Genomic DNA, 18623 nt, shown 5'->3' on the forward strand with positions numbered 1-18623 from the left:
GCTCACACGTCCTTCGGTTCGTTGCGGGGCGCGGCGCCTTCCTTCGGTGGCAGGTAGTCGTAAAACTCGCGCTTGGGCAGCTTGCCCGACACGAGGTCGTCGAAAATCTGTCGCGAGCGGCCGCGCAGATAAGGCGCCATCAGCGACACGATCTGCACGCTCACCTGATGCAGCTCCGCGCGCATCGCTTCCTGCTCGTTGTACTTGCGCGGGTTCATCACGAACTGGTACGACAGCCAGTAGGTGCCGATCACGCCCACGTTCGTGGCGATCACTTGCAGCTCTTCCGGCGTGGCGACCATTTCGCCGTCGGCGACGAGTTGCTCGCAGAACTGGCTCGCAAAACGCACCTTGTGACTGATGATCTGCTTGAAGTGCGTTTCGAGCGTGCGATTACGCGCCAGCAGGTCGTTCAGATCACGATACAGAAAACGGTAGCGCCATGTGAAATCGACCATGTACTGCAGATACGACCACATTTCGTCGATGGTCGCGCGATGGTCGTCGGGGAAACGCAGACGCTTTTCGATCTCCTGCTCGAACTGGCTGAAGATGCTGTTGATGATGTCGTCTTTGTTGCGGAAGTGGTAGTACAGGTTGCCTGGACTGATTTCCATTTCCTCGGCGATCGTCGTCGTCGTGACGTTCGGCTCGCCGATTTCGTTGAAGAGCTTCAACGAGAGTTCGAGAATCCGTTCGCGCGTGCGGCGGGGAGGTTTGGCTTCCATGTCGTCCGGCCCTGGTTTCGCCGGGCTGGGCGCTTGGGCGGCATGCCGCTGCTGCGTGATCCACCCGGACGCGGTTGGTATATTGAGTGCCCTCAAATCTGCCGTTGTGCGGCAGATCCCTGCGGGGCAAGAAAAACCTGGGGACGACCCAGCGTTTTCTTGTGGGACTGTCGGACGATTATAAACCGACCGTTCTTATACCAAACAGATACTCAGGGTTTTCATTCTTTCGGACGCCTTGCGCCGGTGCGCCGAGTGTGTTTTTCACGTGTTTTCAGGCGGTTTTCGCACGCTATGCGCGCAAGCGTCCATCACCACCGGCCGATCCAATGCACGACGAGCGGTCCGACGATCAGCCCCCACGTCATCACGCACATGCCGAGCGCGACCATCACCGCCGCGCTGCCGAGATCCTTCGCGCGGCGCGATAGCTCATGACGTTCCAGCGATATACGATCGATCGCGGCTTCCACGCTCGAGTTCAGCAACTCGACGATCAGCACCAGCAGCACCGAGCCGAGCAGTAGCACGCGCGATACGGGTTCGACCGGCACGAGCACGCCGCACGGAATCAGGATCGCCGCGAGCGTCAATTCCTGACGGAACGCGCTTTCTTCGCGGATCGCGACACGAAACCCGGCGAGCGAGTTTTTCATCGCGTGCCAGGCGCGGGTGAGGCCGCGATTGCCTTTGTACGGATTGAAGGGCAGCGGCGCGAGCGGGTCGTCGGGGCTGAGCGGTTCGTGCTGCGTGTCGTTCGTGTTGTTCGTGTTCGCGTGGTTGGCGTTCACGTTGCTTGCGTCCGCGCGACTCGTACTCGCACCCGCATGCGTCGCGCCGTTCACGCTGTTCAATCCCTGCGCGCGCTCCGCATGATCCGGCGTGCCGGGTTCGCTCACGTCGTCGAACGGTTCGATGTTCGTCGTCTCGCTCGCGCCGTCGATAGCGCGTAGCGCGCGTGGGGCGGCGCGCGCCGCGGTGGATTGTCTGATTGGCATGGACAGCTCGGCGCGCCGCGTCAGGCGGCGGCGCTTTCCTCTCGGTACGACGTGCGCGGCAGCGGCTTCAGATGGGCGGCGAACTGTTCCGAGGCCGCGGTCCACGAGAAGCGCTCTGCCCACGCGCGTGCATGGTTACGATCGATCTTCAGGGCTTCGAGGCAGGCCTCGCGCAGGTCTTCGTGCATCGCACCCGCGCCGCCGTTGCCGAGTACATCGATCGGACCGGTGACGGGATACGCCGCGACCGGCGTACCGCAGGCGAGCGCTTCGAGCAGCACCAGCCCGAAGGTGTCGGTACGGCTCGGGAACACGAAGACGTCGGCGGCAGCATACACCTTGGCCAGTTCGGCTTGCGTCAGCACACCCAGATAATTCGCCTGCGGATAGCGCGACTTCAGTTCGGCGAGCGCGGGGCCTTCACCGGCAACCCACTTCGAGCCGGGCAGATCGAGCTTCAGAAAAGCCTCGACGTTTTTCTCGACGGCGACGCGGCCCACGTACAGAAAAATCGGCCGCGCGCTATTGAGCACCTTCGAGTCCATCTGGTGAAAAATTTCCAGATCGACGCCGCGGGTCCACAGCACCACATTCGTGAAGCCGAATTTTTCGAGGTCGGTCTTGACCACCGGCGTAGGCGCCATCACCGCCAGCGAAGGCTTGTGGAACCAGTGCAGGAACTTGTAGGTGAGGCCGATCGGAATGCCGAAGCGCGCCTGCACATACTCCGGAAAGCGCGTGTGATAAGCGGTCGTGAAGGGCAGCTTGTGCTTGATCGCGTAATTGCGCGCGGCCATGCCGAGCGGGCCTTCAGTGGCAATGTGCAGCGCGTCGGGCGCGAACCCGTCGATCCGTTCGTGCAGCTTGCGGCGCGGCAGCAGCGACAGGCGGATCTCGGGGTAAGTCGGGCAGGGGATCGTCCTGAATTCGAGCGGCGTCAGCAGATCGACGTTGTGGCCGAGTGCGGTGAGTTCGCGGGTGGTGTTTTTCAGCGTACGCACGACGCCATTGACCTGCGGTTCCCATGCGTCGGTGACGATCATGATCTTCATCGGTGTTGGCCCTATGAAAGTTGAGAGGGACTACGCGGTCGCCCGAGCCTTTTGCACATCGACTTCCGGGGAGCGCATCACAGTCCAGTAGATCACCTTGAGTTCGCCTTCATACGTCTCGACCAGCGCGGAGAGACTTTCCACCCAGTCGCCGTCGTTGCAATACAGCACGCCGTCGATGTCGCGGATCTCGGCTTTGTGGATGTGTCCGCAGACCACGCCGTCGCAGCCGCGGCGGCGCGCTTCGTCGGTCATCACGCGTTCGAACGAGGAGATAAAATTCACCGCGTTCTTCACCTGATGCTTCAGGTATTGCGACAGCGACCAGTACGGGAAGCCGAGCCGGCTGCGGATCCGGTTGAACCAGCGGTTCAGGATCAGGATCATCGTGTAGAGCGTGTCGCCGAGATACGCGAGCCACTTGGCGTGCTGGATCACGCCGTCGAACAGATCGCCGTGCACGATCCACAGGCGTTTGCCGACGAGCGTCGTGTGGAACGCCTCGCCGCGCACGTGGATGTCGCCGAACGCGAGGTCGCAGAACTGGCGCGCGGCTTCGTCGTGATTGCCCGGCACGTAGACGACCTGGGTGCCTTTGCGGGCTTTGCGGAGGATTTTCTGCACCACGTCGTTATGCGCCTGCGGCCAGTACCAGCCCTTCTTCAACTGCCAGCCGTCGATGATGTCGCCGACGAGGTACAGATACTCCGACTCGTTGTGGCGCAGGAAGTCGAGCAGATAGGGCGCCTGGCAGCCGCTCGAACCGAGATGGATGTCGGACAGCCAGATGGTGCGGTAACGATGCGGCTCGGCATGGTCGTCGTCGTGATGACCGGCGGAAGCGTCGAGCGGCAAGGAGGCCATAGGCAGCGGCAAGCCGTGACTGGGGTTGGGTTCCGGGCGGAACGCGACGGGGTCGACGCTCGGGCCGGTTTGGCGGAACAGGGAAGTCGCGGACGTTTTGGGGTCCATGGCTCACGCGTCGAGTTGCAGTGACCGTATTGAGCCTGGCTCGCGTGACTGTGCCGTGACAGTCACGAGAAGTTCTTATTACTGCGGGGAGGGTTTGCGGCGAGTGGCAGCGGGGAGGCGGGGCGACGTCGAGGGACGGTGGTCCGCGGGGCAGGGCGTGTGGGGTTAAGGCGGGAAGGGTGCGCGCGTTAGCTTGACGCTAAACGCCGATTACCTTGGTGCCGGCGAGGCGGTCGTGCAGGAACTGGCGCTGCGGATCGAAGCGGCCCGTGGCGGCCCACAGCACGAACCAGATACCGGCGATCAGCAGCGTCTGCGGCAGCTTGAGCCCAAGCAGCGGATGCAGTGCGAGCGGCGGCAGAAACCATAGCCACGTCAGCACGTAACGGACGATTGCGCGGCCGGTGGAAAGCGTCGCGCCGTTGGCGGCGACTACGCGCAGGCGCCAGGTTTTCATCGGCAGGGTCTGGCCGCTGTGGGTCCAGAACCACACGAAGTACACGCCGACCACGAGCCCGATCCAGGCCGCCAGCAGGTTGTGGTGAGTCAGACCGTTGCGTTGCTGCGTGAGCGTGCTGAACAGATAACCGGCGATGAACACCACGCCGAACAGGATCACCGCTTCGTAGAGCAACGCCGCGAGGCGCCGTCGAACGGTCGGGGCGATGCTGGGCGCATCAACGGGCAGTGTCGGGGTGGCGAGCGGCTGGGACACGGGCGGGCCGGATCAGGAGCCGTTGAAAATCGACGGCGCTTCGGCCGGCGAAACCGGCACCGGCGTGGCGGGTACGAAGCTGCCTGCGGCGGGAATCGCCGGTGCGACGGCGGCCGGACTCGGCAGCGTCGCGGCGGCTGCGGCGCTGGCCGTGGCAGCACCGCTTGCGCCATGTTCACGCGCATTGACGAGACGATCGATACCCTTGATCTCGGTGCGGCCCGACGGCGGCGCACTGATCACACTCGGCCGACGCTTGCGTTCGCTCGCCGCGAGCCGTTCCTTCTGCTCTTCGGGCAACTGCTGATAGGTCTTCCACGCGTTCTGACGAGTCTCGCGCGGCAGCTCCTTCGACACCTGGTAATTTTCACGCGCGACGCGCCGCTGATCGGGCGTCATGCGCACCCATTCAGTCATGCGATCGTGCAGGCGCTTTTGCGCATCGGGCGACATTTTCGGGTAACGCGACGCGATCTTGATCCATTTGCGCTTGCGTTCGTCACTGAACGAATCCCAAAGGGGTTCGAACGGCGCAAGCGCGATATGGTCGGCCGAACTAAGGCGCGACCAAGCCATCGGACTTTTGCTGCCGGGCAGGCCCGGCAGTTCAACGGCGAGCGTGGGCGCGGGCGCCTTGGCGGTAGCCGTGTTGCCGCCCGCAGCGGGGGCGCTGGGCGTGGAGGGGCTCGGGTAAAAGCGCGGATAGGTCGCGGCGAACGACACCAGGGCCGCGATCGTACATCCGAAAACAACGGCCAGGCCGCGCTTGTAACTCACCCGAAGAATCTCCCGCTCAGTGGGCGCGTGAAAGATACGCGTTGAAGCCGTGGTCAAGGTAGGCATTGAGCGGCAGATCGTCGCTTAGCATGGCGGCATCAATATCGGCGAGTTCGGCGGTGCGCTGCTGGTCTTCCCAGTAGGCAATCCCCACCAGGCTCACGACCAGCGCGACGAGCGGCCACGCGAGCGCGAAGCGGCGCAGCGGCGAGCGGCGGCGCTGCGGCAATTCGACCGGCGGCATGCCAGCCGGCATGCCCGCGCCGGCGAAGGCCGGTACGAACACCGGCGCGCTCACCGCTTCGGGCTTCTTGCGGGCGAGCGCGGCACGGCGCGCCGCGGCGAGCCGGTCGACGGTGGCGGTGGGAATGCTGGCGGCGTTTTCGTCGAGCGCGCGGCGCATTTGGCGGGCGAACTCGAGTTCTTTGGTTTCCAGGGAGCTCATAGCGTGATTCCTTTAGCCTTGAGCGCTTGCGCCAGCGTGTGGGTGGCCCGCGAGCAGTGCGTCTTCACACTACCTTCGGAGCAGCCCATCGCGGCGGCAGTCTCGGCGACATCCATATCTTCCCAATAACGCATGAGAAACGCCTCCCGTTGACGTGCCGGTAACTTTTGGATCTCGTCGTCGATTAACTGCAGAACCTGTTCGCGTTCGAGTTTTTGTTCGTTGCTCTCCGAGCCCGCCGAGCCTTGCTGGGCTTCGAATGTTTCGAGCGGGTCGAAATCCTCGTCGTCGGCGTTGCCGAGCGACGAAAACAGACTCACCCAAGTGTTCCGTACTTTCGCACGACGGAAATAGTCGTGCATCGCATTCTGCAGAATACGCTGAAACAGCAGCGGAAGTTCGGCCGCCGGACGGTCGCCATATTTTTCGGCGAGCTTGATCATCGCGTCCTGCACGATATCTAGCGAGGCGTCGTCGTCCCGCACGGCGTAGACCGTCTGCTTGAATGCGCGCCTTTCGACGCCCGCCAAAAAATCGGCGAGTTCCTTGTCTGATGCCATCCGTTGGGGGTCGGCGCAGCGAGCGTGCGCGTAATCGGTCGAAAAATGTCGTAAAACTCGCGGATGCTAACAAACTTTTGCGCCGCTGGGGCGAAACGTGATCCACCTTGCATTTCTATAACAAGCTTTCGGTCGATCTGGAGCGACGGGAGAGATTCGGGGGCAGGGCGCTCAGGCAATATTTGCTTGACCGCGTGGGCGTCAGCAGATATCTTCGCTGGTTCGCAACACAAGTGATTTGTCTCAATTGAGGTGTGGCCCAAGAAGCTCACCTGTCAACTGGACGCGCAGCTTGAACCCGAGCCACAAGCCCGGCAGAGAGCACCCGATCAAATTTTTGCCGAAATTTCGAAAGGTGAATAAATGAATATGCCCAGCGCGGAATTCTCCACGTCGGATACGACTCCTCATCCCGAAGCTGACTCTATCGGCGCCACCGTGCTCATGAAGGCACTGGCCGACGAAGACGTCGAGTTCATCTGGGGCTATCCCGGCGGCTCGGTACTTTATATTTACGACGAGCTGTACAAGCAGGACAAATTCCAGCACGTTCTGGTACGCCACGAGCAGGCCGCGGTCCACGCAGCCGACGCTTACGCGCGTTCCACCGGCAAGGTTGGCGTGTGCCTCGTGACGTCCGGTCCGGGCGTCACCAATGCGGTTACCGGCATCGCTACCGCCTACATGGATTCGATCCCGATGGTCGTGATCAGCGGCCAGGTGCCGACTGCCGCGATCGGCCAGGACGCGTTCCAGGAGTGCGACACGGTCGGCATCACGCGTCCCTGCGTGAAGCACAACTTCCTCGTGAAAGATGTGCGCGACCTCGCCGCTACCGTCAAGAAAGCTTTCTTCATTGCCCGTACCGGCCGTCCCGGCCCGGTGCTGATCGACATTCCGAAAGACGTGTCGAAGACGCCGTGCCAGTACGAACCGTTGAAGAGCGTGTCGCTGCGCTCGTATAACCCGGTCACGAAAGGCCACTCGGGGCAGATTCGCAAGGCCGTGTCGTTGTTGCTGGGCGCGAAGCGTCCGTACATCTACACCGGCGGTGGCATCATCCTCGCGGACGCAGCGCGTGAATTGAACCAGTTCGCCGACCTGCTCGGCTATCCGGTCACCAACACGCTGATGGGTCTGGGCGGCTACCGCGCGAGCGACAAGAAATTCCTCGGCATGCTCGGCATGCACGGCACGTACGAAGCCAACATGGCCATGCAGCACTGCGACGTGCTGATCGCCATCGGCGCGCGCTTCGACGACCGTGTGATCGGCGATCCGGCGCACTTCGCGTCGCGTCCGCGCAAGATCATCCATATCGACATCGATCCTTCTTCCATCTCCAAGCGCGTCAAGGTCGACATTCCGATCGTCGGCGACGTGAAGGAAGTGCTGAAGGAGCTGATCGAGCAGTTGCAAACGGCCGAGCATGGGCCCGACACCGCGGCGCTCGCCGACTGGTGGAAGGACATCGAAGCCTGGCGCGCCAAAGACTGCCTGAAGTTCGACCGCAAGAGCGACATCATCAAGCCGCAGTACGTGGTGGAAAAGGCGTGGGAACTGACCGACGGCAATGCCTTCGTGTGTTCCGACGTCGGCCAGCACCAGATGTGGGCGGCGCAGTTCTATCGCTTCAACAAGCCGCGTCGCTGGATCAATTCCGGCGGTCTCGGCACGATGGGCTTCGGCCTGCCGGCGGCGATGGGCGTGAAGATGGCGCACCCGGACGACGACGTGCTCTGCATCACGGGCGAAGGCTCGATCCAGATGTGTATCCAGGAACTCTCGACCTGCAAGCAGTACGAGACTCCGGTGAAGATCATCTCGCTGAACAACCGCTATCTGGGCATGGTGCGCCAGTGGCAGCAGATCGAATACAGCAAGCGCTATTCGCATTCGTACATGGATGCATTGCCGGATTTCGTGAAGCTCGCCGAAGCGTACGGCCACGTCGGTATCCGTGTCGAACACACGGCCGACGTCGAACCGGCGTTGAAGGAAGCGCTGCGCCTGAAAGATCGCACGGTGTTTCTCGATTTCCAGACCGATCCGACCGAAAACGTCTGGCCGATGGTCCAGGCCGGCAAGGGCATCACCGAGATGCTCATGGGTTCGGAAGATCTATAACGACGGCTTGAGTGCCGGCTTCGTCACGCGTGCCGTCAAAAACGGCAAACGCGGGCGAAGCGGCGCGAATCCGCTCGCAGACATCGACAAAACATCTGGAAGAAGCGAATCATGAGACACATCATTTCAGTCCTGCTGGAAAACGAACCGGGCGCGTTATCACGCGTGGTGGGCTTGTTCTCGGCACGCGGCTACAACATTGAAACCTTGACGGTGGCTCCGACCGAAGACCGTTCGCTGTCGCGCATGACCATCGTCTCCATTGGCTCGGACGACGTGATCGAACAGATCACGAAGCATCTGAACCGCCTGATCGAGGTGGTGAAAGTGGTCGACCTTACCGAGGGCGCCCACATCGAGCGCGAGCTGATGTTGATCAAGGTGAGGGCGGTCGGCAAGGAACGTGAGGAAATGAAGCGGATGTCGGATATTTTCCGCGGCCGCATCATCGACGTCACCGAAAAGACCTACACGATCGAACTGACGGGCGCGAGCGAGAAGCTCGACGCCTTCATCGAAGGGATCGACTCCACGGCGATTCTCGAAACCGTCCGTACGGGTGGTTCGGGCATCGGTCGCGGCGAGCGCATTCTGAAGGTGTGACGCTCAACGCCAACCCGTCTCGATCAAGGCCGGGCGGAGCCTTAAAAATCCCGCCAGGCAGCACAACATTCGCAGTATTTGAATTTCACAGTTATCACCGAATTTAGCCAAGGAACCGACATGAAAGTTTTCTACGACAAGGACGCTGACCTCTCCCTCATCAAGGGCAAGCAAGTCACCATCATCGGCTATGGCTCGCAAGGCCATGCGCACGCGCTGAACCTGAAGGAAAGCGGCGTGAACATCACGGTCGGTCTGCGTAAGGGCGGCGCATCGTGGAGCAAGGCTGAAAACGCCGGCCTGCAAGTCAAGGAAGTGGCTGAAGCCGTGAAGGGCGCGGACGTCGTCATGATGCTGCTGCCGGACGAGCAGATCGCCGAAGTCTACGCAAAAGAAGTGCACGGTAACGCCAAGCAAGGCGCGGCGCTGGCCTTCGCGCACGGCTTCAACGTGCATTACGGTCAAGTGATTCCGCGTGCTGACCTCGACGTGATCATGATCGCGCCGAAGGCACCGGGCCACACGGTTCGCGGCACGTACTCGCAAGGTGGCGGCGTGCCGCACCTGATCGCGGTCGCACAAGACAAATCGGGTGCAGCACGTGACATCGCGTTGTCATACGCAGCGGCGAACGGCGGCGGCCGTGCCGGCATCATCGAAACCAACTTCCGCGAAGAAACGGAAACCGACCTGTTCGGCGAACAAGCCGTGCTGTGCGGCGGTACGGTCGACCTGATCAAGGCCGGCTTCGAAACGCTGGTGGAAGCGGGCTACGCGCCGGAAATGGCGTACTTCGAATGCCTGCACGAACTGAAGCTGATCGTCGACCTGATCTATGAAGGCGGCATCGCCAACATGAATTACTCGATCTCGAACAACGCCGAATACGGCGAGTACGTGACGGGTCCGCGCATCGTGACGGCTGAAACGAAGAAGGCGATGAAGGCCGTGCTGACCGACATTCAGACGGGCGAGTACGCGAAGAGCTTCATCATTGAAAACAAGGCCGGCGCACCGACGCTGCAATCGCGCCGCCGCCTGACGGCTGAACACCAGATCGAAACGGTCGGTGCGAAGCTGCGTTCGATGATGCCGTGGATCGCCGCCAACAAGCTGGTCGACCAGTCGAAGAACTAAGCTAGTCACCGCTTTTGCCCGGTGCGGCGCCAAGCCGCAAACGTAACGAAAGAGCCGGGCAGATCAAAAAGCCGTCCAAGGGTGCTGAACCCTGGGCGGCTTTTGCTATCCTACGGTTTTACAAAAACACAGAAGCCATTCATGAATTACCCTCATCCGATCATCGCGCGAGAAGGCTGGCCGTTCATCGCCATCGCGGCCGTCGTTGCACTACTGGTTCACTTCTTCGCGGGGTTCGGCATTTCATGGCTGTTCTGGCTGCTGCTGATCTTCGTCGTCCAGTTCTTCCGCGACCCCGCACGTCCCATCCCCACTCAGGCGAATGCGGTGCTGTGTCCGGCGGACGGCCGTATCGTCGCAGTCGAGACCGCGCATGATCCGTATGCCAATCGTGAAGCGCTGAAGATCAGTGTGTTCATGAACGTGTTCAACGTCCACTCGCAACGCTCGCCAGTGGATGGCGCGATTTCCAAGGTCGAATATTTCCCGGGCGCGTATCTGAATGCCGCGGTGGATAAAGCGTCGACGGAAAACGAACGCAATGCGGTGGTGATCGAAATGGCCGGCGGCCAGACGGTGACCTCGGTGCAGATCGCCGGTCTGATCGCGCGGCGCATTCTTTGCTACGTTCGGGCGGGTGAGCCGCTCACGCGTGGTCAACGTTATGGATTCATCCGGTTCGGTTCGCGAGTCGACGTGTATCTGCCGGTGGGCAGCCGTCCGCGTGTGTCGATCGGCGAGAAGGTTTCGGCGTCGTCCACGATCCTCGCTGAACTATAAAGCGGCACCAAGGAGGTTTTCCGAATGGCCGCATTCAAACCGCGTCGCCCCCGCAACAGCGGACCGCTGCCGCGTCCGTTTCGCCGTAACAAGCCGATGGTGGCGGAGGGCGCGGTCGACAGCCGGCGCGCGCAACGTCAGCAGTTCCTGAGAAAGCGCGGCATTTATCTGCTGCCCAACGCGTTCACCACCGCGGCGCTGTTCTGCGGCTTCTTCGCCGTCGTGCAGGCCATGAACGTGCGCTTCGAAGTCGCGGCCATCGCGATCTTCGTCGCGATGGTGCTCGACGGCATGGACGGCCGCGTCGCGCGTATGACGCATACGCAAAGCGCGTTCGGCGAGCAGTTCGACAGCCTGTCGGACATGGTGTCGTTCGGCGTCGCGCCGGCGCTCGTCATGTACGAATGGATTCTGAAGGACCTCGGCCGCTGGGGTTGGCTCGCGGCGTTCGTCTACTGCTCGGGCGCGGCGCTGCGTCTGGCGCGTTTCAACACGAATATCGGCGTGGTCGACAAGCGTTTCTTCCAGGGCATGCCGAGCCCGGCCGCCGCGGCGCTGATCGCCGGTTTCGTGTGGCTCGCCACCGACAACCGCGTGCCGCTCAAGCTGGTCTGGCTGCCGTGGGTCGCCTTCGTGCTGACCATCTACGCCGGCGTGACGATGGTGTCGAACGCGCCGTTCTATAGCGGCAAGGCGCTGGACGTGCGGCATCGCGTGCCGTTCGGCGTGATTCTGCTGGTGGTGCTGACGTTCGTGCTGGTGTCGTCCGATCCGCCGCTGATGCTGTTCGGCCTGTTCGTGCTGTATGGTCTGTCGGGCTATGTGTTCTGGGGTTACCAGGCGCTGCGCGGCCGCGCCAATCCGGCGCGTTCGGTGGTGCGGGACCGGTAAGTTCGAGCAAAAGCGGGCGTCTTTCAACCTGGATGCAACATGACAAAACGGCGGCCGGAAGGCCGCCGTTTTTCGTTGTGCGGAGCCCGTCGGCAGCGCCCCGCAGGCAGGTTCGGCGCTAATTGCACGGCAGGGGGAATGCCGTTATAGTCGTTCGTTGAATACGTTCACACGCCGCTTTTGATGCGCCACGTGCCTCGTCAGGCCGGCGCGTCATCCAGCGTGCCAGCGCGTGGCTCGCGCTGATCGTCGCACGAATTGTCGCGTGAGTCGTATTCGCCCGCCGCTCCGTTTGCCGCGTCTGTGGCCGAACGTCGCCAGCGGTGGCGCGGAAACCTCCGGACACCCCCATTCCAAGATCCGATCCCCACAATTGAACGACTCCTCAGGAGACCCGACATGTCCGACAAACTGATCATATTCGACACCACCTTGCGCGACGGCGAACAATCGCCCGGCGCGTCGATGACGAAAGAAGAAAAAATCCGCATCGCGAAGCAGCTTGAACGGATGAAAGTGGACGTCATCGAAGCCGGCTTCGCGGCAAGCTCGAACGGCGACTTCGACGCGATCCAGACCATTGCGGGCATGATCAAGGACAGCACGATCTGCTCGCTGGCCCGCGCGAACGACAAAGACATCCAGCGCGCCGCCGACGCGCTCAAGCCGGCCGATCATTTCCGCATCCACACGTTCATCGCCACGTCGCCGCTGCACATGGAGAAGAAGCTGCGCATGACGCCGGACCAGGTGTTCGAGCAGGCGAAGCTGGCGGTGCGTTTCGCCCGCAAATTCACGGACGACGTCGAGTTCTCGCCGGAAGACGGCAGCCGCTCGGACATGGACTTTCTGTGCCGCGTGCTCGAGGCGGTGATCGCCGAAGGCGCGACCACCATCAACATCGCGGATACGGTCGGTTACGGCGTGCCGGAGTTGTACGGCCAGTTGGTGAAAACGCTGCGCGAGCGCATTCCGAACTCGCACAAGGCGGTGTTCTCGGTGCATTGCCACAACGATCTCGGCATGGCGGTGGCGAACTCGCTGGCCGGCGTGCAGATTGGCGGCGCGCGTCAGGTGGAGTGCACGATCAACGGTCTCGGCGAGCGCGCGGGCAATACGTCGCTCGAAGAAATCGTGATGGCGGTGAAGACCCGCAAGGATTATTTTGGTCTCGAAGTGGGCCTCGACACGACGCAGATCGTGCCGGCGTCGAAACTGGTGTCGCAAATCACCGGTTTCGTCGTGCAGCCGAACAAGGCGGTGGTCGGCGCGAACGCGTTCGCGCACGCGTCCGGTATTCACCAGGACGGCGTGCTGAAGGCGCGCGATACCTACGAAATCATGCGTGCCGAAGACGTGGGCTGGAGCGCGAACAAGATCGTGCTCGGCAAGCTGTCGGGACGCAACGCGTTCAAGCAGCGTCTGCTGGAGCTGGGCCTTCCGCAGGACAGCGAGGCGGAGTTGAACACCGCGTTCGCGCGCTTCAAGGAACTGGCGGATCGCAAGTCGGAAATCTTCGACGAAGACATCATCTCGATCGTCACCGAGGAATCGGCGGCCGCGCAGGAAAAGGAGCACTACAAGTTCCTGTCGCTGTCGCAGCATTCGGAAACCGGCGAGCAGCCACACGCGAAGATCGTGTTCTCGGTGGAAGGCAAAGAGATCACCGGCGAAGCGCGCGGCAACGGCCCCGTTGACGCCACGCTCAATGCGATCGAAACCGAAGTGGGCAGCGGTTCGGAGCTGCTGCTGTACTCGGTGAACGCGATCACCACCGGCACGCAGGCGCAGGGCGAAGTGACCGTGCGCCTGTCGAAGAGCGGGCGTATCGTCAACGGCGTCGGCACCGATCCGGATATCGTCGCGGCCTCCGCTAAGGCATATATCTCGGCGCTCAACAAGTTGTATTCGAACGTCGACAAGTTGAATCCGCAACGTTCGGAGTGAGCGAGACGAACGCGGGGCGCTGAAAGCGCGACCGTGTAGCCGTAGAAAAAAAGCCCCGTGTGTCTTGAATGGCACGGGGCTTTTTCGTTTGGCAACCCGTGCGCTATTCCGCCGCCGCACGCCGCATCGACCAGCCACGCGCCGCGCGCGCCTGTGCCTGAACCTGATGCCGTACCTCGACCGCGATCCCGCGGCGCGGCGCATCGGCCACGAACGTATCGAGCAGTTCGCGCACATCGTGATCGACGAAATCGGCACGCGTCGCGTCGACGATCAACGTGGCGCCGTCGGGAATCTGCTGCAGATAATGTTTGAGCGGCACCTTGCCGAGAAACGACACGTCTTTGCGAAACGACAGCAGATAGTGATCGCCGTGCTGCGCCAGCACGATCGGACCGCGCAGGTTCGCAACCAGCGCGAGCAGCACGCTGCACAGAATGCCGAGCACGATGCCGATCAGCAGATCGGTCGCGAGCACGCCGACCAGCGTGACGACAAACGGTGCGAATGGCGCGAAACCTTGCCGGGCAATCGCAACGAATAACGACGGCTTGGCGAGTTTCACGCCCGTGAAAATCAGGATCGCCGCGAGACAGGCGAGCGGAATCAGATTGATGACGCTGGTGAGCGCGAACACGCTGACCAGCAGCAACACGCCGTGAACGATCGCCGACAGCCGGCTCTGCGCGCCCGCATGCACGTTCGCCGAACTGCGCACGATCACCGACGTGATCGGCAAGCCACCGATCGCGCCCGCAATCAGGTTGCCCACGCCTTGCGCCTTCAGTTCGCGATCCGGCGGCGCGGCGCGGCGCTGGGGATCGATCTGCTCGACGGCTTCGAGACTCAGCAGCGTTTCGAGACTCGCAACGATCGCCAGCGTGATGGCCACGCGCCAGATGTCCGGATTGACGAGTTGCGCGAAGTGCGGCCCGAAGTCGGCCCATTGAAGCGCTACCTGCAACGCCGCGAACGATTCCAGCGACGGCAGCGCAACACGGTGTTCGGCCGGCGGCGCGAACGAAGGCGCGAGCACGCTGAGCAGCAAAGTCGCGCCGATCCCGAGCAACACGACGGCGAGCGGCGCGGGCAGCAAACGCACGAGCTTGAAGCGTCGCATGGCGCGGGTTTCCCAGCCGACCAGAATCGCCAGCGACAACAATGTGATGACACAGGCCGCGAGCGAGATCGAGCCGAACGGCGTGGCGATCGCGCCGGCGGCTTGCGCGCCGGACGCCGCGGACGAAGCCGATGAAGCCGATGAAGCCGATGAAGCCGATGAAGCGGACGACGCCCCGCCCAGCCCCAGCGCGAGCGGGAACTGCTTGACGATCAGCAGCACGCCGATCGCGGCCAGCATGCCTTTGATCACCGGCGACGGCACATACGCCGCGAATCGCCCGGCCTTGAGCATGCCGAAGCCGAACTGGATCGCGCCGGACAGCAGCACGGCCAGCAGGAACGCGGAAAAACTGCCGAGCTGCGCGATCCCGTCGACGACGATCACGACGAGGCCCGCTGCCGGACCGCTTACGCTCAGGCGCGAACCGCTCAGCACGGCCACCACCAGACCGCCGACGATACCCGAAACGAGCCCCGCGAACGGTTCGACGCCCGAAGCGTTAGCGATGCCTAGACAAAGCGGCAGCGCCACCAGAAAAACGACCGTGCCCGCAAGCAGGTCGCGCTGAAACGTGGAGAAGAAAGCGCGTAGATTCATGGTGTCCGTGCAGTGAGAGGTAAGACGCTGGCGCGCGGCTTGGGTGGTTGGCGAGGACGGAACTGTTGCTGACTACCGGGTCGGCTGCGAAAGCTGCGGCGCGTGCACGCCCGCATGCATGCGCGTGATGCGCGTGATGCGCTCGATGCGGCATTCGTCAGCGCGGGTTAGCGCTCCTTTGTGCTCTTCAGCGCTCTTTACCGTTAAGCCGCGCTATGCGCAGCGGTCGCGCAGGTCATCGCGTCGTCGGCTTCGTAGCCCGACGTGAGCACCTTGATGCGGCCGTCTTCGAGCGCAAAGATCCAGCCGTGGACGAGCGGCGCCGGACCGGCTTCCTGCACGATCGGATGCGCGCGTAAGCGGCGCACCTGGTCCAGCACATTGAGTTCGGCGAGATGGTCGATGCGCTCACGCTCGGTCGCGCGGCCGTCGAGTTCGTCGCGATGCGCGCCCGCCAGCGCGCACAACGGCGCGATCCGGCGATTCACGTGCGGCAGGCTCGGTTCCGGCGGCAGCAGCGCGGCACGCACCCCGCCGCAGCCGTAGTGACCGCAGACGATCACATGCCCGACCTTCAGCACCTTCACCGCGTATTCGAGGACGCTCGCGGAGTTGTCGTCGTCCGGCTGAAACAGGTTGGCGATATTGCGATGGACGAACAGGTCGCCCGGCTCGCAATGCGTGATGGTTTCGGCGGGCACGCGGCTGTCCGAGCAGCCGATCCACAGCACGTGCGGGTTTTGCCCGCGAACCAGATCACGAAAAAACGCGGGATTGCGCACGGCGGTTTCGTGCGCCCATGCAACGTTGGCGACCAGCAGGCGTTTGGGACGGTTCATCGATAGCGGCTCCGTGAGTGGGGCGCATTGATCCGGCTGAGTTTCGCGACGGCTGTGCTCGCCTGTCAGCGAGCGGTTCCGTCGGGTCAGCGGATATCGAATCAATGCTTACGAATGCCTTTCTATCAAAAAATAAATCCGGCAGGCGAGAAATAAAATTCGCTTGCATGCGAAATAAATAAAAAAAAGCCGCCTGGGGAGGCGGCTTTCGTAGATCCATACGGACCGGTTCGAGCGAATGCTTAGAACAGGCCGCGGCGATCGGGATCATGCAACGGATCCGGCGTTTTCTGGGTGGTCCGCAGAATGCCCTGATCGTCGAAATAAAAGCTGTACATCATGTACCACACGTTGTCTTCCTGATAACGGTAGGTCCAGACCTGGCGCTTCATGAGCGGGAAGTACGCGGTTTCGACCGGTCGGCCGAAATTCACCAGCACGTCGCTCTTGGTCCATTTGCCGATTTCCGCCCGGTAGAACTCGTTGGGCTGCAGCACCTGGCGGACATTGACGATCTTGCCCGAGGCGTCGATGTCGGCGGCGGTGGTGGTTTCGCCCATCGGCTGGGTCGGCCACATCAGCCGTTTGCCGCCGTTCGGCAGGTCGTAGCTTTCGCGCGGCGGCCCGAGGCGCGTGACGATGGTCGATTCGTCGGCGCCTGCCTGGAATTGTTGCCAGGGTTGCGCGCAGCCGGCGAGCGCCAGCGCGCTCAGGCAGACGAGCGCCGCGCGGCGCAGGCGCGAAGCTGCTTGAACGCCGACGGCCGGCGCTCCGGTCGAAGCCGCCGTCAAGGCGTGGCGGTTGAACATGAATTCCTCCGATGGCATTTGAGTCGCGGTTTTTATCATCGAGACCCGGTATTTTGACACGCGCTGCGGCGAAACAGCGGCGCTTCGTGCAAGGCCGCCCGGTCAGTACAGTAACGCTTGCGGCGGCTTGCTTATTCCGTCTCGAACGACCTATGATCCGCGCTTCGACGAATCAAGCGGGGCGATCACAATGGCGAAGTGGCAACGGGCGGCAGCAGCGGCGCTGGCAGCGATGTCGATGGCGGCGGCGGGTTACGCCGTGGCGCAAACGGGTGGCAAACCGACCGGCGCCCCAATCCAGCTTGCGCTGATCGAAGGCATGTCCGGTCCATTCGCGAACGCCGGCGCCGCGGTGGAGCGCAATCTGCGCTTCGGCGTCGAGCAGGTGAACGCGCAGGGCGGCGTGAAACTCGCCGACGGCGCGCATCCGTTCGAACTGGTCGTGCTGGACAGTAAAGGCAGCGCCGAAGAGGCGCTCACGCAACTGCGCGCGGCCGCCGACCGCCATATCGGCTACATCATGCAAGGCAACAGTTCGGCGGTCGCCGCCGCGCTGATCGGCGCGATCGACAAGCAGAACAGCCGCGAGCCGGCCAACCGCGAGCTGTTCCTCAACTATTCCGCCGACGACCCCGCGTTGACCAACGCCAACTGCAGCTTCTGGCACTTCCGCTTCGACGCGCACGCGGGCATGCGCATGGATGCGCTGGCCGATGTGATCCAGCGCGACAAGGCGGTGAAGAAGGTCTACCTGCTGAACCAGGACTACAGTTTCGGCCACGACGTCAGCAGCCTCGCGCGGTCCACGCTGGCGGCGAAGCGCCCGGATATCGTGGTGGTCGGCGACGAGTTCCATCCGATCGGCCGCGTGAAGGATTTCGCGCCGTATATCGCGAAGATCCGCGCGAGCGGCGCCGATGCCGTGATCACGGGCAACTGGGGCAACGACCTGACGCTGCTGGTCAAGGCGGCGCGCGAGCAGGGCCTGGACACGAAGTTTTATACGTTCTACGGCAACAGCCTCGGCGCGCCGGCCGCGCTCGGCGACGCCGGCGTCAAACACGTGATCGCCGTGGCCGACTGGCACCCGAACGCCGGTGGCGCAGCGTCCGACGCCTGGTACGCCGCGTTCCGGGCCCGTTTCCCGGCCGCCCAGGACGATTACCCGGTGCTGCGCATGCCGCTGATGATCGAAACCCTCGCCGCGGCGATGAACCGTGCCGGCAGCGCCGACCCGCTGGCCGTCGCCCGCGCGCTCGAGGGCATCAGGTTCGACAACGGCTTCCACGCCTCGTGGATGCGCGCCGACGACCATCAGTTGATCCAGCCGCTTTATGTGATGGAGATGGACAAAGCCGGCACGCCGGGCGTGCATTTCGATAACGAAGGCTCCGGCTACGGTTTCCGCACGGTGCTGGCGCTGCCGCCCGAGCGCACCGTGCCGCCGACCACCTGCAAGATGAAACGGCCGTAAGGCTGGTCGCGCGCGGCCTTCCCGCTGCCGAGCCGCCCTCGAATCGCCC

Annotated in this window: 18 protein-coding genes; 7 read left to right on the forward strand and 11 right to left on the reverse strand. The window is 62.9% G+C overall.

Going from position 1 to position 18623, the window contains the following annotated elements:
• Window positions 1–2: 2 nt before the first annotated feature.
• The 8 genes from HWY05_RS28725 to HWY05_RS28760 all read right to left on the reverse strand — a co-directional run bounded on the left by HWY05_RS28725 (window position 3) and on the right by HWY05_RS28760 (window position 6247).
• Window positions 3–728, reverse strand: coding sequence for a TetR/AcrR family transcriptional regulator (locus tag HWY05_RS28725; protein WP_035551824.1), 726 nt, complete (start codon window positions 726–728; stop codon window positions 3–5).
• Window positions 729–1039: 311 nt separating this feature from the next.
• On the reverse strand, window positions 1040–1726 hold the full coding sequence (locus HWY05_RS28730; RefSeq protein ID WP_176060457.1) for a diacylglycerol kinase: 687 nt from the start codon (window positions 1724–1726) through the stop codon (window positions 1040–1042).
• A gap of 20 nt (window positions 1727–1746) precedes the next feature.
• Complete coding sequence (locus tag HWY05_RS28735; RefSeq protein ID WP_035551822.1) at window positions 1747–2778, reverse strand: glycosyltransferase family 1 protein; 1032 nt, start codon at window positions 2776–2778, stop codon at window positions 1747–1749.
• 30 nt (window positions 2779–2808) lie between these two features.
• A complete protein-coding gene (locus HWY05_RS28740; RefSeq protein WP_176060458.1) occupies window positions 2809–3750 on the reverse strand; it encodes a UDP-2,3-diacylglucosamine diphosphatase in 942 nt (313 codons plus the stop codon).
• A 199-nt stretch (window positions 3751–3949) separates the two neighbouring features.
• Window positions 3950–4465: an RDD family protein gene (locus HWY05_RS28745; RefSeq protein WP_035551809.1), complete on the reverse strand. Its 516-nt coding sequence runs from the start codon at window positions 4463–4465 to the stop codon at window positions 3950–3952.
• 12 nt (window positions 4466–4477) lie between these two features.
• Complete coding sequence (locus HWY05_RS28750) at window positions 4478–5242, reverse strand: DUF3106 domain-containing protein (RefSeq protein WP_035551808.1); 765 nt, start codon at window positions 5240–5242, stop codon at window positions 4478–4480.
• A 16-nt stretch (window positions 5243–5258) separates the two neighbouring features.
• A complete protein-coding gene (locus HWY05_RS28755) occupies window positions 5259–5687 on the reverse strand; it encodes a DUF3619 family protein (protein ID WP_035551807.1) in 429 nt (142 codons plus the stop codon).
• A complete protein-coding gene (locus tag HWY05_RS28760; RefSeq protein ID WP_012432361.1) occupies window positions 5684–6247 on the reverse strand; it encodes an RNA polymerase sigma factor in 564 nt (187 codons plus the stop codon). The genes HWY05_RS28755 and HWY05_RS28760 overlap by 4 nt, the downstream gene beginning before the upstream one ends.
• Window positions 6248–6610: 363 nt before the next feature.
• Between HWY05_RS28760 and HWY05_RS28765 the strand changes: the two genes are divergently transcribed.
• The 6 genes from HWY05_RS28765 (at window position 6611) to HWY05_RS28790 (ending at window position 13732) form a co-directional block, all read left to right on the forward strand.
• Window positions 6611–8374: an acetolactate synthase 3 catalytic subunit gene (locus HWY05_RS28765; protein ID WP_035551806.1), complete on the forward strand. Its 1764-nt coding sequence runs from the start codon at window positions 6611–6613 to the stop codon at window positions 8372–8374.
• Window positions 8375–8485: 111 nt separating this feature from the next.
• Window positions 8486–8977, forward strand: a complete 492-nt coding sequence (gene ilvN, locus HWY05_RS28770) for an acetolactate synthase small subunit (protein WP_035551805.1) — start codon at window positions 8486–8488, stop codon at window positions 8975–8977.
• A 120-nt stretch (window positions 8978–9097) separates the two neighbouring features.
• Window positions 9098–10114 (forward strand): ketol-acid reductoisomerase, encoded by a 1017-nt coding sequence (gene ilvC, locus HWY05_RS28775; RefSeq protein WP_035551801.1) that lies wholly within the window; start codon window positions 9098–9100, stop codon window positions 10112–10114.
• A 141-nt stretch (window positions 10115–10255) separates the two neighbouring features.
• Window positions 10256–10894, forward strand: a complete 639-nt coding sequence (locus HWY05_RS28780; RefSeq protein WP_035551798.1) for a phosphatidylserine decarboxylase — start codon at window positions 10256–10258, stop codon at window positions 10892–10894.
• 24 nt (window positions 10895–10918) lie between these two features.
• The gene (pssA, locus tag HWY05_RS28785) at window positions 10919–11785 is read left to right on the forward strand and encodes a CDP-diacylglycerol--serine O-phosphatidyltransferase (protein WP_035551795.1); all 867 of its coding nucleotides are present in this window, start codon (window positions 10919–10921) and stop codon (window positions 11783–11785) included.
• Between the two features lie 399 nt (window positions 11786–12184).
• The gene (locus tag HWY05_RS28790) at window positions 12185–13732 is read left to right on the forward strand and encodes a 2-isopropylmalate synthase (protein WP_035551792.1); all 1548 of its coding nucleotides are present in this window, start codon (window positions 12185–12187) and stop codon (window positions 13730–13732) included.
• A gap of 103 nt (window positions 13733–13835) precedes the next feature.
• On the opposite strand, the gene HWY05_RS28795 is transcribed toward HWY05_RS28790, so the two are convergent.
• From HWY05_RS28795 to HWY05_RS28805, 3 genes are all read right to left on the reverse strand, one after another.
• Window positions 13836–15452 carry a SulP family inorganic anion transporter gene (locus tag HWY05_RS28795; protein ID WP_176060459.1) on the reverse strand — a complete coding sequence of 539 codons (1617 nt, stop codon included), beginning with the start codon at window positions 15450–15452 and terminating at the stop codon, window positions 13836–13838.
• Between the two features lie 203 nt (window positions 15453–15655).
• Entirely contained in the window at window positions 15656–16291 is a 636-nt protein-coding gene (locus tag HWY05_RS28800; protein ID WP_176060460.1) for a carbonic anhydrase, read from the reverse strand.
• A 242-nt stretch (window positions 16292–16533) separates the two neighbouring features.
• Window positions 16534–17100 (reverse strand): hypothetical protein, encoded by a 567-nt coding sequence (locus tag HWY05_RS28805; RefSeq protein WP_035562051.1) that lies wholly within the window; start codon window positions 17098–17100, stop codon window positions 16534–16536.
• Window positions 17101–17290: 190 nt separating this feature from the next.
• Between HWY05_RS28805 and HWY05_RS28810 the strand changes: the two genes are divergently transcribed.
• Window positions 17291–18574 carry a branched-chain amino acid ABC transporter substrate-binding protein gene (locus HWY05_RS28810; RefSeq protein ID WP_176060461.1) on the forward strand — a complete coding sequence of 428 codons (1284 nt, stop codon included), beginning with the start codon at window positions 17291–17293 and terminating at the stop codon, window positions 18572–18574.
• Window positions 18575–18623 lie beyond the last annotated feature (49 nt).

It is taken from the genome of Paraburkholderia sp. BCC1876, assembly GCF_902833695.1.
Classification (GTDB): domain Bacteria; phylum Pseudomonadota; class Gammaproteobacteria; order Burkholderiales; family Burkholderiaceae; genus Paraburkholderia.